We start from the raw sequence: 16,623 nt of genomic DNA, 5'->3' as shown, positions 1-16,623 counted from the left end.
GCCTCAGGTGCCTCTTTTCTTCATAAAGGGACAAGGGGCATTTGTCTAGCCCAACAAACCGAATCAGTGGAGGAGGAGAAATGATGCTACTTACACCGGGGATGGCAGCATTTGATATGGATGGTACATTGTTGAATGAGGCATCACAAATGAGCGAGGGAAACAGGGAAGCACTGTTCAAGCTGCAGGAAAAAGGCTGCAAGCTGGTGCTGTCGACAGGAAGGATGTTTGGCTCCGCACAAATCCCGATTGATTCGTTTACGTTCGATGGTTACGTGTGTAGCAACGGGGCGGCCCTTTACGAAAAAGACGGCACACTGGTCCGCCGCTACTCCTTGGCAAAAGAACTGGTGATCGGTGCGATTCATGGGCTGAGACAAGAGCCGGTTTACTACGAAATGCACGATACAAACAGCAATCGCTGGATGGTGCAGGAGGATCGGGATCGTCTGGAGGCGATCATTGAGCAGGATGCATCGCTCGAAGGAGTTTCCATGCGGCAGTTCGCCTTTTACAGGCTTGCGCGCGTGGCGCCGCTTGAGGAAATGTTGGCAAAAATCGAGACTGGCGAAGTGGAGATTGTGAAGTTTTTTGTTTGGGACAACAATCAGGAGCGCCTGAAGTGGAGTGCCGATCAGTTTGCCCCATGGCAAGAGCAGATTTCGATTACTTCATCCGGGCAGCACAACATTGAAGTCAATTCGCACGGTGTTTCCAAATGGGCAGGGCTGCTGTATTTTTGCGAAGCATGGAGGATAGCACCGGAGAAAGTGATGGCTTTTGGCGATGCGGAAAATGATCGGGAGGCACTGACCGAGGCTGGCTATTCGGTGGCGATGGAAAATGCCTCGTCCAAGATCAAGGAGATCGCCAAATACACCGCACCACATCACAATGAAGATGGTGTCGCCCAATTTATTTGGCAGCACGTCCTCGGTGAGACGCCTTCACGATAATGGACAAATCGAGCCAAAGGCTTTTACGCGAAGAAACCGTTCGTTAGTGGACGGTTTTTTTGTTGTTATTGAGAATTGTTATCAATTATAATGAGCGTAGTGATCTGGCAGGGAGAGGTGATTCGCATGAGGCGAAACGAGTTAGTGAATCTATGGAATCATGCTTCCGTAAAAGTCATGGATGTGCGTCATCAAATTGTGCAGCCCACGGATATATTCAGCTATGCCTCTCTTCCTTCCAGTGTGTTCGTCTATGCTGTTCGTGGCCAGGCGGAAGTGCTGCTGGATGAACTCGTGTATTCGGTTAACGGATGCCACGTGATTCACGGCGGAAAGGGACATGCCCTCGAAATCGTTCCCCAGAAAACGGAATTTGAGTTCTATATTCTTTTCTATAAAGCGGTGATTCCTCTGCCGTGCCGTCAGGAAATCAAGAGCCTTTTGGAGACGCGCAACTGGTTTCTGCTGTCGTATGACTTTGTGCCACAGCAGTCGATTGTGTTGCTCGACAAGCTCGAAAAACTCCAGGACATATGGCAACAAGTCACCGATACTGCTGTACAGCCGCTCTACGCCAAAGCTTTGTTCCAGTTGTTTGTAGCCGAATTGCTGGAGCAGATGCATGAGACGGGGGAGGGGGGAGAGAGTGGCGATCTGGTTTGGCAGGCCAAGCAATTCATTCACTCCCATTACAGCGAGCCGATTACGCTGGAAGCCATCGCGCAAAAGCTGCGCTACAGCGTCCCGTATTTGTCCAAGCAATTCAAGCAACAGACAGGCTACAGCCCGATTGATTACTTGATCCGCGTGCGCTTGGACAAGGCAAAAGCTTTGCTGATGCGCACCGAAGCTTCCTTGCAAGCTATTGCCGAAGGAGTCGGGTACAGCGATCTTTGGTACTTTATCCGGGCGTTCAAAAAGCACACGGGAGTAACACCCGGGCAATTCAAGGAGCAAGCGGAAACGGCACTCTGGGAAGCAGGCTCAGAATATCCTGTGAAAAGGCTAAGATCATCTCTTGTTCAAACCTCGCCCCGCTACTACAATCTGTTTAATAATGAAAATCATTATCGAAAAGGTGAGGGAGAGAGAGTGCAGCTATTCAGAAACGGAACAAAAGGCAAAATGCATAAACTTATGCTGGGGCTTGCCCTGCTTTTGAGCGCATGCTCCGGTACCGGCAATGGAGGGGCAGTCAACAGCAGTCCTCCACAGTCGACCCAGCAGTCAACAGAAGTAGCTACCTCCGCGTCCACTACAGCTAGTCCGCAATCGGCCAAGCAGCAATGGCCGAGAACATATGTCGATGCGACAGGGAAAGAAGTGGTGATTGCCAAACAGCCGCAGCGCGTTGTCGTTACTCATTTCGGCATGATGGAATATTTCTTTGCCCTGGAGACTCCGCCGATCGCTTCTACTTTGGCTGAGCGCATGCTGGGTTCGTTTGAGACGTTGAAGCCTTATGCCAAAACGGCTTCTGTCAAAGACATCGGGGAAGTGACCACGCCGAATCTGGAATTGATGACGGAGCTTGAGCCAGATTTGATTGTCGCCTTTTCCGGTACGCATAACGACGTTTACGAAGATTTGAGCCATATTTCGACCGTTGCCATGATTAACAATACCGAGGAACGGACTTGGGCACAGACGCTTCGTGAATACGCCAAGCTGATTGGCAAAGAGCAATTGGCCGAGGAATACATTACAAAGCTGGAAGCGCTGATGGCTGAAGCGAGAGGCAAGATGGCTGCGAAAAAAGACAAGACCGTGACGTTCCTGCGCGCTTCGGGAGACGGCAACACTTTTTACGTGCTGGACGACAATGACGTGTCCTACGCTTTTGATGACAAATCAGGACTGGGACTCAAACCTCCCGGCCAGTACAAGCTGGAGGGCGATGTTGTGTCGCTGGAAGGCGTGACTGTGCTTGATCCCGATTACATTTTCCTCGTCGATTACTTGGACAACGTAGATACTACGCTCGCCGAGTTGAACAAAAGCAAAGTCTGGAACTCGCTGAAAGCAGTCAAAGCCAAGCACGTATATCCGCTGGATGTCTCAATCAGCACAAAAGGTCCGTTGGCGGTTGAGTATACGACGAAGGAGCTGCTCCGGGTTCTTTCGGAATAGCACCGAGAAATCAATCGCACTGACGGAGAGGAGAGACTCAGATGAGTCAGCCTAGCGTGATCCACGATACGTTTAACGATAGACAGTTGCTGGTTTACTTGCCTGACGGCTATGCGGACAGCGATCAGCACTATCCCGTGATTTATTTGCAAGACAGCGGCGATTTGATTGAGCCAAAAGATAGCGACACGCTGCTGAGAGTGCGAGAGCTGACGGCGCAGGGCGAGTTGCCAGGCTTCATTTTCGTCGGAGTGGCTTCTTTTGATCGCAACGACGAATACACGCCGTTTGTTTCACCAAACGTGTTTGAGCCAGGCAAAATGTTTGGAGGCAGCGCCTCTGTCTACGCTCAGTTTCTCGCGCACGAGCTGAAGCCGTATATCGACGGTCGATATCGTACGTTGCCGGAAAAAGAACATACGGGAATCATGGGCTTTTCTCTGGGAGGACTGATTTCGGTCTACACCGCCTTATCCTACCCCGATATTTTCGGGCGGATCGGGAGCTTTTCCGGATCGTTCTGGTTCCCGGGCATTATCGAGTGGCTGGAGCAACTGACGATTGAGGGTACTGGCCAGCGCCTGTACATGAACCTGGGCCACGCCGAAGGGGCCACCCGTACGAATGGACAGCAATGGATGGTGCCAAACAGCAAAAAGGTGTACGAACATTTGTTGCAAAACGGTTTTACAGAGAGCACCGTGCGACAGGTGATTTACGAGAGCGAGTTTCACTCGTTTGACCTGGGAGTGCAATATGTTCCAGACGCCCTGCAATGGTTGTTTCGGGCAAAATAAACAAGAGCGACAAGAACGAGGCTCATATCCTTTTCGGGTATGAGCCTTTTGTTTCCGTGTCTTTCGCGAAAAGGCAAGGATCGGCAAATCATGTAACAACGCTTACATTGACAAGACCAAGTAATCAGCTTACAATGACCGTAAATTATGACACCACCGTAGGGGGATTTTTTCCATGGACGCTTTAGCGTTAGAAAAAAAAGCCCAGCGCAACGCTGAGTTACGTGAACGACTGATGCAGTTGAAGAAAGAACGGAACGCCATCATTCTTGCCCACTTTTACCAACGCCCCGAGATTCAGGAAGTAGCGGACTTCATTGGCGACTCTTTTGGTCTGGCGCAAAAAGCGAAAGAAACCGATGCAGATGTGATTTTGTTCTGCGGAGTTCACTTCATGGGAGAAAGTGCAAAAATTCTCAATCCCCAAAAGACGGTAATCATCCCTGATGAACGTGCAGGCTGTCCGATGGCGGACATGGTGAACGTGGAAGGGCTGCGCAAGTTGAAAGCACAGCATCCGAACGCAAAAGTAGTGGCGTATATCAACACATCTGCCGACGTCAAGGCAGAGACTTACATCTGCTGTACGTCGTCCAACGCCAAGCGGGTGATCGAATCGGTGGACAGCGAGGAGATCATTTGGGTGCCGGACAAAAATCTGGGCCACTACGTATCCCAGTTCACAGACAAAAAAATGATCATCTGGGAAGGCTACTGCAACACGCATGACCAGTTGTCCGTAGAAGACATCATGACGTTGAAGCAGCAGCATCCGGAGGCAGTGGTTGTCGTCCATCCAGAATGTCGCCCAGAGGTCGTTTCTTTGGCTGACTACGTAGGTTCGACTACGGGAATCCTCAAATACTGCCGCGAATCGTCCCACAAGGAGTTCATTATCGGGACCGAGGACGGCACGCGCTACATGCTGGAAAAGGACAGCCCGGACAAAACGTTTATTTTCGCCTCCAAATACCTCGTTTGCCCGAATATGAAGGTAAACAACCTGAAAAAATGCGTCGAAGCGCTGGAAACGATGAAACCGGAAATTTATGTGCCAAAAGATGTTGCCGACGCAGCGCGCGCGTCTTTGGAGCGCATGCTGGAAGTAGCTCCGGCGTAATGGCAAACAATAAAAGGGAACAGAGCTGGTCATGAGCTTTGTTCCCTTTGTTTTTTCCAAGTGTAATTAGATGGTGCCAGGCTTAGGACTGTGCGAGGGGCTGGATGTCTTTTCGACGGTAAACGTTCAGGGCCATCCCCAGCAAAACCATGTTCAAAATGAGGTGAGCATTCCCGTGACTGATCAGCGGCAAACTGATCGGTGCTGGCGGCAGCAGGCCCGTTGTCATAAACATGCTCCAGAAGTAGGGGAGGAAGATGAGTACGGCAATCCCGGTCAACAACAGAGAGCCGTATGTATCTTTTACCCGATTGATGGCACGTATCCAGCGGCTGACCAATAAAAGGCCGATGGCGAACAGCGCTGCACCTGTCATTAGACCAAAGCTGTAGATCATGTAGGCAAAAACAAAATCAGTTTCAGGAAGCGGCACAGTTTCAAGTTGCGAACCAAAGCCTTGTCCCCATAACCCGGCTGAACGAACGGCAGCCATGAGCTGAATGGCGAGATAACCGCTTCCGTTCGGGTCGCTATAAGGGTTAAGATACGCACTCCACCGTTCCAGCATATAACGGTTGCCGAACAGGTAGAAGCAGCTGCCGATGCTTGCTCCTGCCAAGCCGATTACGGTCAAGAACGTAGCCCGTCTGACTGGTGAAACCAGCAAAAGAAAGAGCAGAGAAACCACAAACAAGATGACAGCAAAGGTCTGGTGCGAAGATGCCAGAAGCAAGCAGGGGGGAAGGAAATAAGCAAGTACCCGCAAAGTGACGAAGCGTTCCTTCCAGCTCCATTGGGCGAAGATGCCCGCCAGTGCGATCGTGAACAAAAAGACGCTCAGCTCGATGAAATTGACGATAGTTGATCCAATTTCGAGAAAAGGCGTGCCGTTTATCGGTTTGCCAGTGCGCAGCGTGAACAGCAAGAGAATGAACGTAGCAAAATAAAGGTAGCGGCTGTACTTTTTCAGCTTGCTGTAATCGGAAAAAAGCACAAGCAAAAAGAGGGCGCTGCCAATCAGCATGCCGATCCATTTTTGCTCGACCAGTTTTTCGTTGCCCATGGCTGTTTGCAGCGAGAACATGGTGAGCAGCCCGACGCCGAGCAGAACGGCAACCATCGCCACAATGCTCCATTCCATACGCGGTTTGTGGGTTTCGTGCAGCTGGCGTCCGATTGAGACGGGATCACCCATCTCGGCAATAGCTTGGGCGGTGGCAGCTTCTTTGGTGTGTCCAGCGTCGCGGTAATCCGCTATCTTTTCGGCAAAATGACCCTCCAGCTCCAACCGGATTGCGGGATGAACCTCTTTGCTGGCTATTTGCTTGCAGACTTCATCTATGTAACGGGCGATTTTGTCTGGTTGACTCACGTCGGCTCACCGCCCAACACTCCGTCTACTGCGGTGCGAAAAGAGATCCACTCCTGTTTCTTGTCTTTGAGATGCCGCTTGCCTTCGGGCGTGATTTGATAATATTTGCGTTTCCGCTCGCCCTCACCTTCGCTCCAAAACGCCTCGACCTTCCCCTCCGACTCCAGGGTGTGCAGGATCGGATAAAGCGTGCCTTCCTTCAACGTCAGCACCCCATTCGAGCTTTTTTCCATCGCCTTGATCATTTCGTAGCCATACATCGGCTTTTGTTCGAGCAAGGTGAGAACCAGGATGACCGTGCTGCCTTTCATCAATTCCTTGTTGATCGCCATAGGAATCTCCTTTTGTATCGAATATAGATGCATCGAATATCTAGGTATAATTGTAATCACATTTCCTGTCTTGTACAACAAAAAAAGCTTCCAGTTTTAAGGAAGCTTTGTCAGGAATAGAAAAAGGCTGGATTTCAGGAGGGCATAGGGGTGGGCGTCGGTTTTCCGTAGCCTTCTTTGTAGTTGTTGTCGATGTACTCGCGGATTTCTTTTGTCGATTTGCCAGCCTGTTTCAGCTTGGACGAAATCACGGCAATCTCCATGCAGACACCGCAGCGCGTGCCATGGTCATCCCAGACGATCGAGCCGTCCGACTTTTCCTCTTTGATAAAGCAGTTGCCGTTGTGCATGTGTCCAGCGCTTTCGCCGCAACCGCAATAGCAAGGGATCGATTTGAGCAGTTCGCGGTTTGCCCCTGCGATTTTGTACGATTCGATGATGACGGGGTCCTGATTATCGAGAAACTTCGGCAGCTGATCAACAGAAGCTGTCAGTTCTTGCAGGTCGCCGTTAGGAGCGTGATTTGCGTGATTCGCGTGATCCTGATCAGCTTGATCAGTCGCGCCACAACCAGTGAGCAGGGCTGCGGCAAAAATGCTTATGGCCAACCATGATTGACGTTTCATTTTGGACATACCTCCCGCCTTATATCTTATCATAACGACATGGAGAAATTGTGTAGCTGCGATCGGCGATGCAAACATATGACAATTAAATCGTAATAAATCCTATTTACTTTTTGGGTCACTGTCCGTATAATGAAAAACGATCAAGCAACTAAATCGGAATCATTTTGAATTGGGTAGGAGGAACATAGAGATGAAAAAGAGCCTGTTGGCGATCCTGAGCCTCGTTACGGCTGTCAGTATTGCCGGATGCGGTGCAGCTGAGCAGACGACAAGCACCCCTCAATCCGGGGGCGATGCCAAGCCGAAAGTATATACAACCATATATCCATTGGAATACGTAGCCAAACGCATCGGGGGAGAGCATGTAGAAGTGACCAACATGATCCCCTTGGGCGTAGAACCACACGACTACGAGCCGACTGCCAAAGACATGGTAGCATTGGCGAACGCAGACGTTTTCGCCTACAACGGCAGCGGTTTGGAGCTGTGGGTGGATAAAGCCGTCAGCAACCTCGACAAAAACAAGACAGTGATCGTCAACGCCTCGGAAGGACTCGATTTGCTGAAAGCCTCCGAGGATGAACACGAGCATGAGGGAGAAGCTGCGACCGAAGAGCATGCAAAAGAGGAGCACGACCATGACCACGGGGAATTTGACCCGCACGTATGGCTGGACCCGATGAAGCTGAAGGCGCAGGCGGAAAAAGTGAAAAATACGCTGGCGCAAAAAGATCAGGCGCATGCTGCCGATTTTGAAAAGAACTTTGCGCAGCTGGCTGCTGATTTGGATAAGCTGGATCAAGATTTCAACACAATGGTTTCAGCGGCTCCCAAAAAGGAATTTATGACTTCGCATAGCGCCTTTTCCTATTTGGCGAAGCGATATGGTCTGGAACAGGTGGCAATTTCCGGATTGAACCCGGCCGACGAACCATCTCCGGGCGAGCTGAAAAGCTTGGTCGAGCATGTGAAGGAGCACAACATTTCCTACGTCATGTTTGAAACGCTTGTCTCTCCCAAAGTGGCGGAAGTGATTGCGAAGGAAGCGGGCGTGAAGACAGCTACGCTCAATCCGCTTGAAGGTCTGACAGAGGACGATGTGAAGGCAGGCCGTGATTATTTGTCCATCATGCGTGACAATATGGAAACATTGAAAGTAGCATTGAACTAACGATCAAGAAAATGTCGCTGAAACTGGCGGCATTTTTCTTTGTATCGGGCCAGCCCAAGATTTCTGCTCCATAGGAGGCTTGTAGTTCGGGCAAAATCGTAGTAGGATGAAAGGTAACAAATCAGAACAAATCCGATTTAAAGGATGATCATATCATGGAACCAACAACACAAGGAGTGCCTGTGGTAAAGCTGTCAGGTGTCTCCTTTCAATATGACGACAAAGTGGTTCTGGATGGAGTGGAGTTCTCGCTTGAGCGCGGCGAATTTGTCGGGATTGTCGGGCCGAATGGATCGGGGAAATCAACGCTGATGAAGCTGATCCTCGGTCTTTTGCCCCCGAGCAAAGGGAAGGTCGAGCTGTTCGGACAGCCTTTGTCCAAGTTCCGCGAATGGAACCGGATCGGCTACGTGGCGCAGCAAGTGGCTCACGGTGCGGGCGGGTTTCCCGCGACAGTCCAGGAAGTCGTTGCTTCTGGTCTCGTAGGAAAAGTTGGCCTTTTCCGCAGACTGAATGCCAAGCATCATGAAAGCGTACGGGCTGCTGTTGAGCGGGTAGGTTTGACGGATAAGCTGAACCAGCGGATCGGAAGTTTGTCTGGCGGCCAATTGCAGCGTGTGTTTATTGCGCGGGCGCTTGTCGCAGAGCCGGAGCTGTTGATTCTCGACGAGCCGACTGTCGGCGTCGATCAGGAATCGATCGAGCAGTTTTACAGCTTGTTGCGTTCTCTAAAGGAAGAGAATGGCCTGACGATGATGATCGTGAGCCACGACGTCGGAGTAATGTCGCAATGGGTAACGAAAGTAGCTTGCGTGCAAAAGAAAATCCATTTTCACGGAACCGCTCACGAGTTTGAGCACAATCAGGAAAAAATTATGCAAAGCATGTATGGTGATTCAGTCCGACTCTTGTCCCATCACCATTAAGCCGTTGCAAACGAGATAATGACGAAGGAGTATGAACATGCTGGCTGATTGGTGGCAGTATGATTTTTTGCGGTATACCCTGTTTTCGGGGATTTTGATTGGCCTGATTTGTCCCTTGCTCGGGACGTTTCTCATCGTTCGCCGCTTGTCGATGATGGCCGATGGTCTGTCTCACGTCACACTGTCCGGTGTGGCTGCCGGGATGCTGGTGTCCAAAAAGATTGCGTTTTTCTCGGCTGTGAACCCGTTGTTTTTCGGGATGCTTTTCGCGGTGATCGGTTCTTTGTTCATTGAGCGCTTGCGCAAGGTGTACAAAGCGTATCAAGATTTGGCGATTCCGATCATTTTGTCGACAGGACTTGGGCTGTTTACCGTTTTGATCAGTGTCGCTGACGGATTTAACGCCGACCTGTACTCGTATTTGTTCGGGAAAATCGTCACGGTATCGATTGAAGATTTGTACGCGCTCGTTGGCGTGGCGGTAGTCGTGCTTGGCACGGTTTTTCTGATCTACAAGGAACTGTTCGCCGTGTCTTTCGATGAAGAATTTGCCCGGGTGTCCGGTGTCGCGCGCAGATCGATCAACCTGTGGTTCATGGTTCTCGTCGCGCTTACGATTGCCGCTTCCATGCGCATTGTCGGCGTGCTCCTGATTTCCGCGCTGATTACGCTGCCTGTTGCGGCGAGCTTGCAAATTGCCCGGAGCTTTCGCCAGACGATCTTTTTCTCGATTCTGTTCGCGGAAATATCCGTGCTGAGCGGATTGTATTTTGCCTATCTCTTTGACTGGGCATCTGGTGGTACAATTGTGTTGATGGCTGTTTTGATTATGCTCATTGTTTTGGGTGTGAAAAAGCTGCGTGCGATCATGCGATAAAGTCATCTGGTTAAGACAAAAGGAAGGAGTGTTTGTCGATGAAGGTGGAAGAAGCCCTGCAAATTTTAAAGGAGCACGGGTACAAATATACCGGCAAGCGGGAGGAGATGATCCGCATCTGCGCTGCCGAGAAGCGCTACTTGTCTGCCAAAGATATTATGGAGCGAATTAAGGAGCAGTATCCGACTCTCAGCTTCGATACTGTTTATCGCAATATCTCCACTTTTGTTGAACTGGGGATTTTGGAAGAGACGGAGCTGGAGGGAGAAGGGCGTTTTCGCCTGGCTTGCTCGGCAGACGGTCACCACCATCACCATGTAATCTGTACGGAGTGTGGGAAAACTTCTTCCTTGCCAGGCTGTCCGATGAACGTCATGGCTTCTGTGCCAGAGGATTTTCAGGTAACCGGACACAAGTTTGAGGTGTACGGAACCTGCAAGGAATGCGTCGCCCAATCGAACTAAACGAGTGACTTGCCAAGAGTGTTCGCAAAAAGCGGATGCTCTTTTTTCTTGCAATCGGAACTTTTCCAATGTGGTTTTCTTCTGGTAGGTATTTGCTATAATGGGTGGGAAATCATCAGTTACGGAGAGAAGGGACACAGCCATGATTCCCCGTTATATCGCGGATTTTGATTTGCAGGCATTGCCTCGAATGAAAACAGATGTAGCTGTTGTTGGAGCAGGGATAGCCGGGTTGTACACGGCGTTGCAAACGAGTGAGTATGCGGATGTAGTTCTGATCAGCAAAAAAGGGCTGGATGACAGCAATACCCGCTGGGCGCAAGGAGGGATTGCCGCCGTTACGGCCAAATCGGATTCTCCTGCCTTGCATCGTCAAGACACGTTGATCGCCGGAGCGGGACTTTGCTCGTACGATGCGGTGGAAGTGCTTGTGCATGAAGGCCCTGATCGCTTGAAGGAACTGATTGCTTACGGAACGGAATTTGACCGCGATGCAGAAGGGCAGTATGAGCTGACGCAGGAAGGCGCGCATAGCAAGCGACGCATTTTGCATGCGAATGGCGATGCAACAGGGGCCGAGATTGTGCGTGCCTTGTCCAAACGGGTCATGGAGCAAGAGAACATTCATGTGCTGGAGCATCATTTTGCGATTGATGCGCTTACGCAGGATGGCGAGTGCGTCGGGATGATCGTGCAAAAGCCGGACGGGGAGTTGTTTTTCCTCGAGGCAAAAGCGACCGTGCTGGCGACTGGCGGAGCGGGACAACTATATCGCTACACCACCAATCCGGAGATTGCCACTGCGGATGGGATCGGCATCGCGTATCGGGCTGGCGCGCGGATCAAAGACGTGGAGTTTATCCAGTTCCACCCGACCGCGTTGTACTATCCAGGAGCACCCCGTTTCCTCATATCGGAGGCGGTAAGGGGAGAAGGGGCCATTTTGCGCAACACCAATGGCGACCGCTTCATGGACAAGTACCACCCGCAAAAAGAACTCGCGCCGCGTGACATTGTAGCGCGGGCGATTGTGGCCGAGATGGAGCAGACCAAGTCTTCGTTTGTCTATCTCGATATCACCCACGAGTCTGAGGAACTGATCAAGCATCGCTTCCCGACCATCTACAACTTTTGCCTGCAATACGGCTTGAACATGGTAACGGACTGGATTCCGGTCGCCCCTGCGTGCCACTACATCATGGGCGGAGTCCAGACGGATTTGAACGGCGAGACGACCACCAGCCGCCTGTTTGCCTGCGGCGAAGCTTCTTGCACAGGCGTACATGGGGCGAACAGACTGGCGAGCAATTCCTTGTCGGAAGCGGTCGTCTTCGGACATCGGATCGCGCAGCGAATCAAGGAGTTGACTGAACTGCCAGCAATTCAGCCGATTCGCGTCGTCTCCAAATATCGGCAAACGCGCACGTTCAATACACGTGAACAAAGACTGAAGCTGCAAAAGCTGATGCTGAGACACGTCAGCGTCAAGCGCGACGAGAAAGGTTTGAAAAAGGCGCTGGCCGAACTGGAACGGATGGAACAGTTTTACCAGTATATCGCGCAAGACCGGGAAGCCTTTGAATTTTTAAACTTGCTGAATGCAGCGGTATTGACGACAAGAGCTTCGCTGCTTAGGGAAGAGAGCCGTGGCGGGCACTATCGCACAGATTTTCCGAATAAAGATGACTTGCTGTGGCGCAAGCATCTCATCCAGACGTTCGAGAACGCCATTCAAGAGGAGTGTGGACAAAACGATGTGGAATAAACGGGAGCTTCAACGCAAAATCGAAGAATGGCTGCACGAAGATGTGGGCTTTGGCGACGTGACAACCATGAGCACGATTCCGGATTCCGAGCAAGGGATCGGGATTTTGTACGCAAAAGAAGCAGGTGTGGTAGCAGGCTTGCCGATTGCCGAGCAAGTTTTCGCGACGGTCGATCCTGAGCTTGTTTTCACGGCAAAAGTAGCGGAAGGGCAGCGGGTCGAAGTCGGTCAGGAGCTGGCAGCAGTCAGTGGTTCTGTGCGTTCGATTTTGAGCGGTGAACGGCTTGCGCTCAACTTGATGCAGCGTCTGTCCGGCATTGCGACCAAGACAAGCGAGTATGTAGCGGCAGTAGCGGGCACAAAAGCACGGGTAGTAGATACGCGCAAGACGACTCCGGGGCTGCGTTTCCTGGAAAAGTACGCCGTTCGTGTCGGGGGCGGCCATAACCACCGCTTTGCCCTGTACGATGCCGTGATGATCAAAGACAATCACATCAAAGGAGCGGGCGGAATTGCCCAGGCAGTTGCCTCGGCTCGCGCCGCTATCCCTCATACCATGACCGTAGAGGTGGAGGCCGAATCGCTTGAGCAGGTGCGCGAGGCGCTCGACGCAGGCGCAGATATTATCATGCTGGACAATATGTCTCTGGAAGCAATGGCTGAAGCGGTAGCTCTGATTGATGGACGAGCGGTGGTAGAGGCTTCTGGCGGGGTAAACCTGGACACGATCGGAAATATTGCCAAAACGGGCGTGGATGTCATTTCTGTTGGAGCGTTGACCCACTCCGTTGCGGCGTTTGATATCAGCCTGGATTTGAATACGCGCAAACGGTAAGGAGCGACCTGTATGCTACTGGTGATCGACATAGGCAACTCCAATATCGTCCTTGGTCTGTATGAGGGCGAGGTGCTGCGCCATCATTGGCGGATCGCGACCGACCGCAACAAGACGGAAGACGAGTACGGAATGCTTGTGAAAAGTTTGTTTGGCAGCGCAGGGCTTGTGCTTGAGCAGGTCAGCGGAGTGATTCTCTCCTCGGTTGTCCCGCCTTTGAATACGGCGATTGAACGCATGTGCGGCAAATACTTGCGTCAAAAAGCGCTCATCGTCGGCCCGGGAGTCAAAACCGGGCTGAATATCAAGTACGAGTATCCGCGAGAAGTAGGCTCGGACCGGATTGTCAATGCAGTGGCGGCGATTCATGAATACGGGGCGCCTTTGATCATTGTTGATTTTGGAACGGCTACGACTTTTTGTTACGTGGATGAGCGGGGCCAATATTGGGGCGGAGCGATTGCGCCGGGCATCGGAATTTCCACGGAGGCGTTGTTTAGTCGGGCTGCAAAATTGCCGCGCATAGAGATCGCCAAACCGGGGAGCGTAGTCGGCAGAAATACGATCGCAGCCATGCAAGCAGGCATTTATTACGGCTTTGTGGGGCAGGTCGAGGGAATCGTTCGTCGAATCAAAGCCGAGTACCAGACCGAGCCGACTGTCGTCGCAACAGGTGGGATGGCTTCTTTGGTAGCAGATGAGACATCGTGCATTCAGGTCGTCGATCCTTATTTGACGTTAAAAGGGTTGCGACTGGTTTACGAGCGGAATCAGTAAAAAAACAGCCGTGGCAGTTGATGCTGCGGCTGTTTTTGCTATATTTTTTTGCAGTAAAACACTTCCGGATCAGCAGGATCAAGGTGCTGGATAGTTCCGCTGTAGGCATAGCCAAGCTTTTGGCAAAGGCGCTGCATTTTCTTATTGGAAAGATTAGTGGAAGTGAACAGCTTATCGGTGGGACATAGCTTTTCCAGGTACAGCATTAGCTCTTTTCCGATTCCTTGATGCTGATGCCGAGGATGTACGATGACAAGGTGAATAAAGCTTTGCTGAAAAAAAGATTGATTCATGACGGCAAAGCCTGCGATGTCCATGTCGAGGGAAGCAACATGGCAATGACCGGCTGCAATAGCCGTTTGCAACTCATGTGCTCGGCTGGTTGAGCCTAGAACGAGGGCGTCTATTCTACAGACAGCAGGAAGATCGTGCAGCGTGGCTTGTCGAAGCAATACCACAGGGGTTCACTCCTTTTCTCATTTGGTTATCGCTTGCCTGGCTTGTTCTTCGCGCCTTTTCGCGCTTTCAAAGTCAAGCGAGATCATCAGTGGCTTTCTATTTGTAGGTATGTAGCGCCGAGGTAATTCCTCGCCAATTTTGATTTAGGGAAAGTATATCATTTTATGAATGGAGGTATCTTTTTATGTTGAAGCTAGGGGTGCAAATCGCAGTGCAGAGCCGCGAGTAAAATCTGTGCTGACGGGTAATGATATATGCGTGGTAGGCGAGTGCAAACAAAAGCGGGAAAACGAAAAATCGATTTTTATAATTTTATCGTTGACAGGGCATGGCTCACGCGCTACAATGGCTATTGTGCCTAGCAGAAAAGTTATATGAAAGTGAACTTTTTAAGCGGTATTGAAAAAGTTCTTGCCAAGTTGAGAAGCTTGTGATAACATATGAAGTCTGGAAGGCAAACAAGGTGATCAACTCGATCCCTTCATATATACATGGATGGATGTCCGAGCGGCCGAAGGAGCACGATTGGAAATCGTGTAGGCGGGGTTAACTCGTCTCGTGGGTTCAAATCCCACTCCATCCGCCATTACTCATGGCCCGTTGGTGAAGCGGTTTAACACAGCAGCCTTTCACGCTGTCATACAGGGGTTCGAATCCCCTACGGGTCACTTAATCACCTCACAAAGTGAAGTTGTTGCATTATAGCAACACTGAGCACTTTGCGGGGACCCGACAAAAGTCGGGGAGCATGGAGGCTTAGCTCAGCTGGGAGAGCATCTGCCTTACAAGCAGAGGGTCGGCGGTTCGATCCCGTCAGCCTCCACCATTTATAACATAGCAGGACGGTCAGTTGAAGACGCCGCGTTTTGTGGTGATGCTGACATGTGAGTCCTAATCGTCGCGGGATGGAGCAGCTCGGTAGCTCGTCGGGCTCATAACCCGAAGGTCGCAGGTTCAAATCCTGCTCCCGCAACCAAATTTTCTCTTTGTCCAGGCGATTCAATTTCGCACACCCGATTGGGTTTGGGCATAACAATATGGAGCTGTGGTGAAGTTGGAGTTCACGCCGGTCTGTCACACCGGAGGCCGCGGGTTCGAGTCCCGTCAGCTCCGCCATTTATAACCTAGCTATCTGGTTGTAATGGCAGTGGATTGATATTGAGAGCCATTAGCTCAGTTGGTAGAGCATCTGACTTTTAATCAGAGGGTCGAAGGTTCGAGTCCTTCATGGCTCACCAGTTTTTACAAAATAAATATGCGGTCGTGGCGGAATTGGCAGACGCGCTAGATTCAGGTTCTAGTGGTGGCAACACCGTGGAGGTTCAAGTCCTCTCGACCGCACCATATTTTCTTATCAAAACATGCGGACGTAGCTCAATTGGTAGAGCGTCGCCTTGCCAAGGCGAAGGTCGCGGGTTCGAGACCCGTCGTCCGCTCCATAGATGTTCTCGGGTCTCTTACCCGTTCCGGGTTTACCCTTGAAGAACATCAACGAAGAGTGTCACGGGCACTTCCAATCTGGCTTGTCGGGCAGGAAATCGACGAAGCAGCGCCAGTAGAAGCAAGACCCGTCGACCGCTCCATAACATGTGCCCTTAGCTCAGCTGGATAGAGCGTTTGACTACGAATCAAAAGGTCGGGAGTTCGAATCTCTCAGGGCACGCCATTTTTATCTTAATAGTCGGGAAGTAGCTCAGCTTGGTAGAGTACTTGGCTTGGGACCAAGGGGTCGCAGGTTCGAATCCTGTCTTCCCGACCATCGAGTTCATACATAAGTTCTTTAAAAGAATTTAAGTGTTGACTCGGGATTATCGAGTGTGTTACTATAGATTTCTGTTGTCGGAAAAGAGAACAGAGTCGCATGAGAAAAACGTTTTGAAAAAACGCTTGACTCAAAAATGTGGATGTGGTAAGATTGGGTTCCTGCTAGTTTAGCAGAACTAAAAATGCTCTTTGAAAACTGAACAGCGAAAGCGTTGATGAGTCTATCAATAATGATTTGCCAGCTTTGAA

Annotated in this window: 16 protein-coding genes and 10 tRNA genes; 21 read left to right on the top strand and 5 right to left on the bottom strand. The window is 50.9% G+C overall.

What is annotated here, in order from left to right; translation table 11 throughout:
• Positions 1-83: 83 nt before the first annotated feature.
• From EDM60_RS22770 to nadA, 4 genes are all read left to right on the top strand, one after another.
• Positions 84-956, top strand: coding sequence for an HAD family hydrolase (locus EDM60_RS22770; RefSeq protein WP_122966013.1), 873 nt, complete (start codon positions 84-86; stop codon positions 954-956).
• A gap of 126 nt (positions 957-1,082) precedes the next feature.
• Positions 1,083-3,086, top strand: coding sequence for an AraC family transcriptional regulator (locus tag EDM60_RS22765; RefSeq protein ID WP_167470365.1), 2,004 nt, complete (start codon positions 1,083-1,085; stop codon positions 3,084-3,086).
• Positions 3,087-3,127: 41 nt separating this feature from the next.
• On the top strand, positions 3,128-3,883 hold the full coding sequence (locus tag EDM60_RS22760; protein ID WP_122966011.1) for an alpha/beta hydrolase: 756 nt from the start codon (positions 3,128-3,130) through the stop codon (positions 3,881-3,883).
• 175 nt (positions 3,884-4,058) lie between these two features.
• On the top strand, positions 4,059-5,003 hold the full coding sequence (gene nadA, locus EDM60_RS22755) for a quinolinate synthase NadA (protein WP_063230349.1): 945 nt from the start codon (positions 4,059-4,061) through the stop codon (positions 5,001-5,003).
• Positions 5,004-5,085: 82 nt separating this feature from the next.
• Here nadA and EDM60_RS22750 read toward each other — a convergent pair whose 3' ends face one another.
• The 3 genes from EDM60_RS22750 to EDM60_RS22740 all read right to left on the bottom strand — a co-directional run bounded on the left by EDM60_RS22750 (position 5,086) and on the right by EDM60_RS22740 (position 7,333).
• Positions 5,086-6,375 (bottom strand): FtsW/RodA/SpoVE family cell cycle protein, encoded by a 1,290-nt coding sequence (locus tag EDM60_RS22750; RefSeq protein WP_122966010.1) that lies wholly within the window; start codon positions 6,373-6,375, stop codon positions 5,086-5,088.
• Positions 6,372-6,707: a PadR family transcriptional regulator gene (locus tag EDM60_RS22745; RefSeq protein ID WP_122966009.1), complete on the bottom strand. Its 336-nt coding sequence runs from the start codon at positions 6,705-6,707 to the stop codon at positions 6,372-6,374. Before EDM60_RS22745 ends, EDM60_RS22750 begins: the two co-directional genes overlap by 4 nt.
• Before the next feature lie 134 nt (positions 6,708-6,841).
• The gene (locus EDM60_RS22740) at positions 6,842-7,333 is read right to left on the bottom strand and encodes a PCYCGC domain-containing protein (RefSeq protein WP_122966008.1); all 492 of its coding nucleotides are present in this window, start codon (positions 7,331-7,333) and stop codon (positions 6,842-6,844) included.
• A 193-nt stretch (positions 7,334-7,526) separates the two neighbouring features.
• Between EDM60_RS22740 and EDM60_RS22735 the strand changes: the two genes are divergently transcribed.
• The 7 genes from EDM60_RS22735 (at position 7,527) to EDM60_RS22705 (ending at position 14,151) form a co-directional block, all read left to right on the top strand.
• The gene (locus EDM60_RS22735) at positions 7,527-8,507 is read left to right on the top strand and encodes a metal ABC transporter substrate-binding protein (protein WP_122966007.1); all 981 of its coding nucleotides are present in this window, start codon (positions 7,527-7,529) and stop codon (positions 8,505-8,507) included.
• Positions 8,508-8,662: 155 nt separating this feature from the next.
• Complete coding sequence (locus EDM60_RS22730; RefSeq protein WP_122966006.1) at positions 8,663-9,433, top strand: metal ABC transporter ATP-binding protein; 771 nt, start codon at positions 8,663-8,665, stop codon at positions 9,431-9,433.
• 37 nt (positions 9,434-9,470) lie between these two features.
• Positions 9,471-10,310, top strand: a complete 840-nt coding sequence (locus EDM60_RS22725; RefSeq protein WP_122966005.1) for a metal ABC transporter permease — start codon at positions 9,471-9,473, stop codon at positions 10,308-10,310.
• A gap of 38 nt (positions 10,311-10,348) precedes the next feature.
• Complete coding sequence (locus tag EDM60_RS22720) at positions 10,349-10,774, top strand: Fur family transcriptional regulator (protein WP_063230357.1); 426 nt, start codon at positions 10,349-10,351, stop codon at positions 10,772-10,774.
• Between the two features lie 142 nt (positions 10,775-10,916).
• Positions 10,917-12,539 carry an L-aspartate oxidase gene (gene nadB / locus EDM60_RS22715; protein WP_122966004.1) on the top strand — a complete coding sequence of 541 codons (1,623 nt, stop codon included), beginning with the start codon at positions 10,917-10,919 and terminating at the stop codon, positions 12,537-12,539.
• Positions 12,529-13,374, top strand: a complete 846-nt coding sequence (gene nadC / locus EDM60_RS22710) for a carboxylating nicotinate-nucleotide diphosphorylase (protein WP_122966003.1) — start codon at positions 12,529-12,531, stop codon at positions 13,372-13,374. The genes nadB and nadC overlap by 11 nt, the downstream gene beginning before the upstream one ends.
• Before the next feature lie 12 nt (positions 13,375-13,386).
• Entirely contained in the window at positions 13,387-14,151 is a 765-nt protein-coding gene (locus EDM60_RS22705) for a type III pantothenate kinase (protein WP_122966002.1), read from the top strand.
• 38 nt (positions 14,152-14,189) lie between these two features.
• On the opposite strand, the gene EDM60_RS22700 is transcribed toward EDM60_RS22705, so the two are convergent.
• Positions 14,190-14,609 (bottom strand): GNAT family N-acetyltransferase, encoded by a 420-nt coding sequence (locus EDM60_RS22700; RefSeq protein ID WP_122966001.1) that lies wholly within the window; start codon positions 14,607-14,609, stop codon positions 14,190-14,192.
• A gap of 494 nt (positions 14,610-15,103) precedes the next feature.
• On the opposite strand from EDM60_RS22700, the gene EDM60_RS22695 reads away from it, so the two are divergent.
• The 10 genes from EDM60_RS22695 to EDM60_RS22650 all read left to right on the top strand — a co-directional run bounded on the left by EDM60_RS22695 (position 15,104) and on the right by EDM60_RS22650 (position 16,369).
• Positions 15,104-15,196, top strand: a tRNA-Ser gene (locus EDM60_RS22695).
• Positions 15,197-15,204: 8 nt separating this feature from the next.
• Positions 15,205-15,278, top strand: a tRNA-Glu gene (locus tag EDM60_RS22690).
• An 82-nt stretch (positions 15,279-15,360) separates the two neighbouring features.
• Positions 15,361-15,436, top strand: a tRNA-Val gene (locus tag EDM60_RS22685).
• 73 nt (positions 15,437-15,509) lie between these two features.
• A tRNA-Met gene (locus EDM60_RS22680) sits at positions 15,510-15,586 on the top strand.
• A 63-nt stretch (positions 15,587-15,649) separates the two neighbouring features.
• Positions 15,650-15,726 (top strand) — tRNA-Asp (locus EDM60_RS22675).
• 46 nt (positions 15,727-15,772) lie between these two features.
• A tRNA-Lys gene (locus tag EDM60_RS22670) sits at positions 15,773-15,848 on the top strand.
• Positions 15,849-15,867: 19 nt separating this feature from the next.
• A tRNA-Leu gene (locus EDM60_RS22665) sits at positions 15,868-15,954 on the top strand.
• A gap of 19 nt (positions 15,955-15,973) precedes the next feature.
• A tRNA-Gly gene (locus EDM60_RS22660) sits at positions 15,974-16,049 on the top strand.
• Between the two features lie 150 nt (positions 16,050-16,199).
• Positions 16,200-16,276 (top strand) — tRNA-Arg (locus tag EDM60_RS22655).
• 16 nt (positions 16,277-16,292) lie between these two features.
• Positions 16,293-16,369, top strand: a tRNA-Pro gene (locus EDM60_RS22650).
• A gap of 21 nt (positions 16,370-16,390) precedes the next feature.
• Here the strand turns inward: EDM60_RS22650 and EDM60_RS28970 are convergent.
• Positions 16,391-16,623, bottom strand: a 233-nt coding sequence (locus EDM60_RS28970) for a hypothetical protein (RefSeq protein ID WP_208715243.1), incomplete at its 5' end; no start/stop codon positions are given.

The organism is Brevibacillus parabrevis (genome assembly GCF_003710905.1).
GTDB lineage: Bacteria > Bacillota > Bacilli > Brevibacillales > Brevibacillaceae > Brevibacillus > Brevibacillus parabrevis.
Note: the sequence above shows the minus strand (reverse complement) of the source record. Positions and strands in the feature narration are given on the sequence as shown.

Coding starts and splice junctions, on each gene's coding strand:
- EDM60_RS22735 (WP_122966007.1), top strand. CDS start 7,527: ATGAAAAAGAGCCTGTTGGCGATCCTGAGCCTCGTTACGGCTGTCAGT.
- nadB (WP_122966004.1), top strand. CDS start 10,917: ATGATTCCCCGTTATATCGCGGATTTTGATTTGCAGGCATTGCCTCGA.
- EDM60_RS22740 (WP_122966008.1), bottom strand. CDS start 7,333: ATGAAACGTCAATCATGGTTGGCCATAAGCATTTTTGCCGCAGCCCTG.
- EDM60_RS22705 (WP_122966002.1), top strand. CDS start 13,387: ATGCTACTGGTGATCGACATAGGCAACTCCAATATCGTCCTTGGTCTG.
- EDM60_RS22720 (WP_063230357.1), top strand. CDS start 10,349: ATGAAGGTGGAAGAAGCCCTGCAAATTTTAAAGGAGCACGGGTACAAA.
- EDM60_RS22765 (WP_167470365.1), top strand. CDS start 1,083: ATGAGGCGAAACGAGTTAGTGAATCTATGGAATCATGCTTCCGTAAAA.
- EDM60_RS22760 (WP_122966011.1), top strand. CDS start 3,128: ATGAGTCAGCCTAGCGTGATCCACGATACGTTTAACGATAGACAGTTG.
- nadA (WP_063230349.1), top strand. CDS start 4,059: ATGGACGCTTTAGCGTTAGAAAAAAAAGCCCAGCGCAACGCTGAGTTA.
- EDM60_RS22770 (WP_122966013.1), top strand. CDS start 84: ATGCTACTTACACCGGGGATGGCAGCATTTGATATGGATGGTACATTG.
- EDM60_RS22745 (WP_122966009.1), bottom strand. CDS start 6,707: ATGGCGATCAACAAGGAATTGATGAAAGGCAGCACGGTCATCCTGGTT.
- nadC (WP_122966003.1), top strand. CDS start 12,529: ATGTGGAATAAACGGGAGCTTCAACGCAAAATCGAAGAATGGCTGCAC.
- EDM60_RS22730 (WP_122966006.1), top strand. CDS start 8,663: ATGGAACCAACAACACAAGGAGTGCCTGTGGTAAAGCTGTCAGGTGTC.
- EDM60_RS22725 (WP_122966005.1), top strand. CDS start 9,471: ATGCTGGCTGATTGGTGGCAGTATGATTTTTTGCGGTATACCCTGTTT.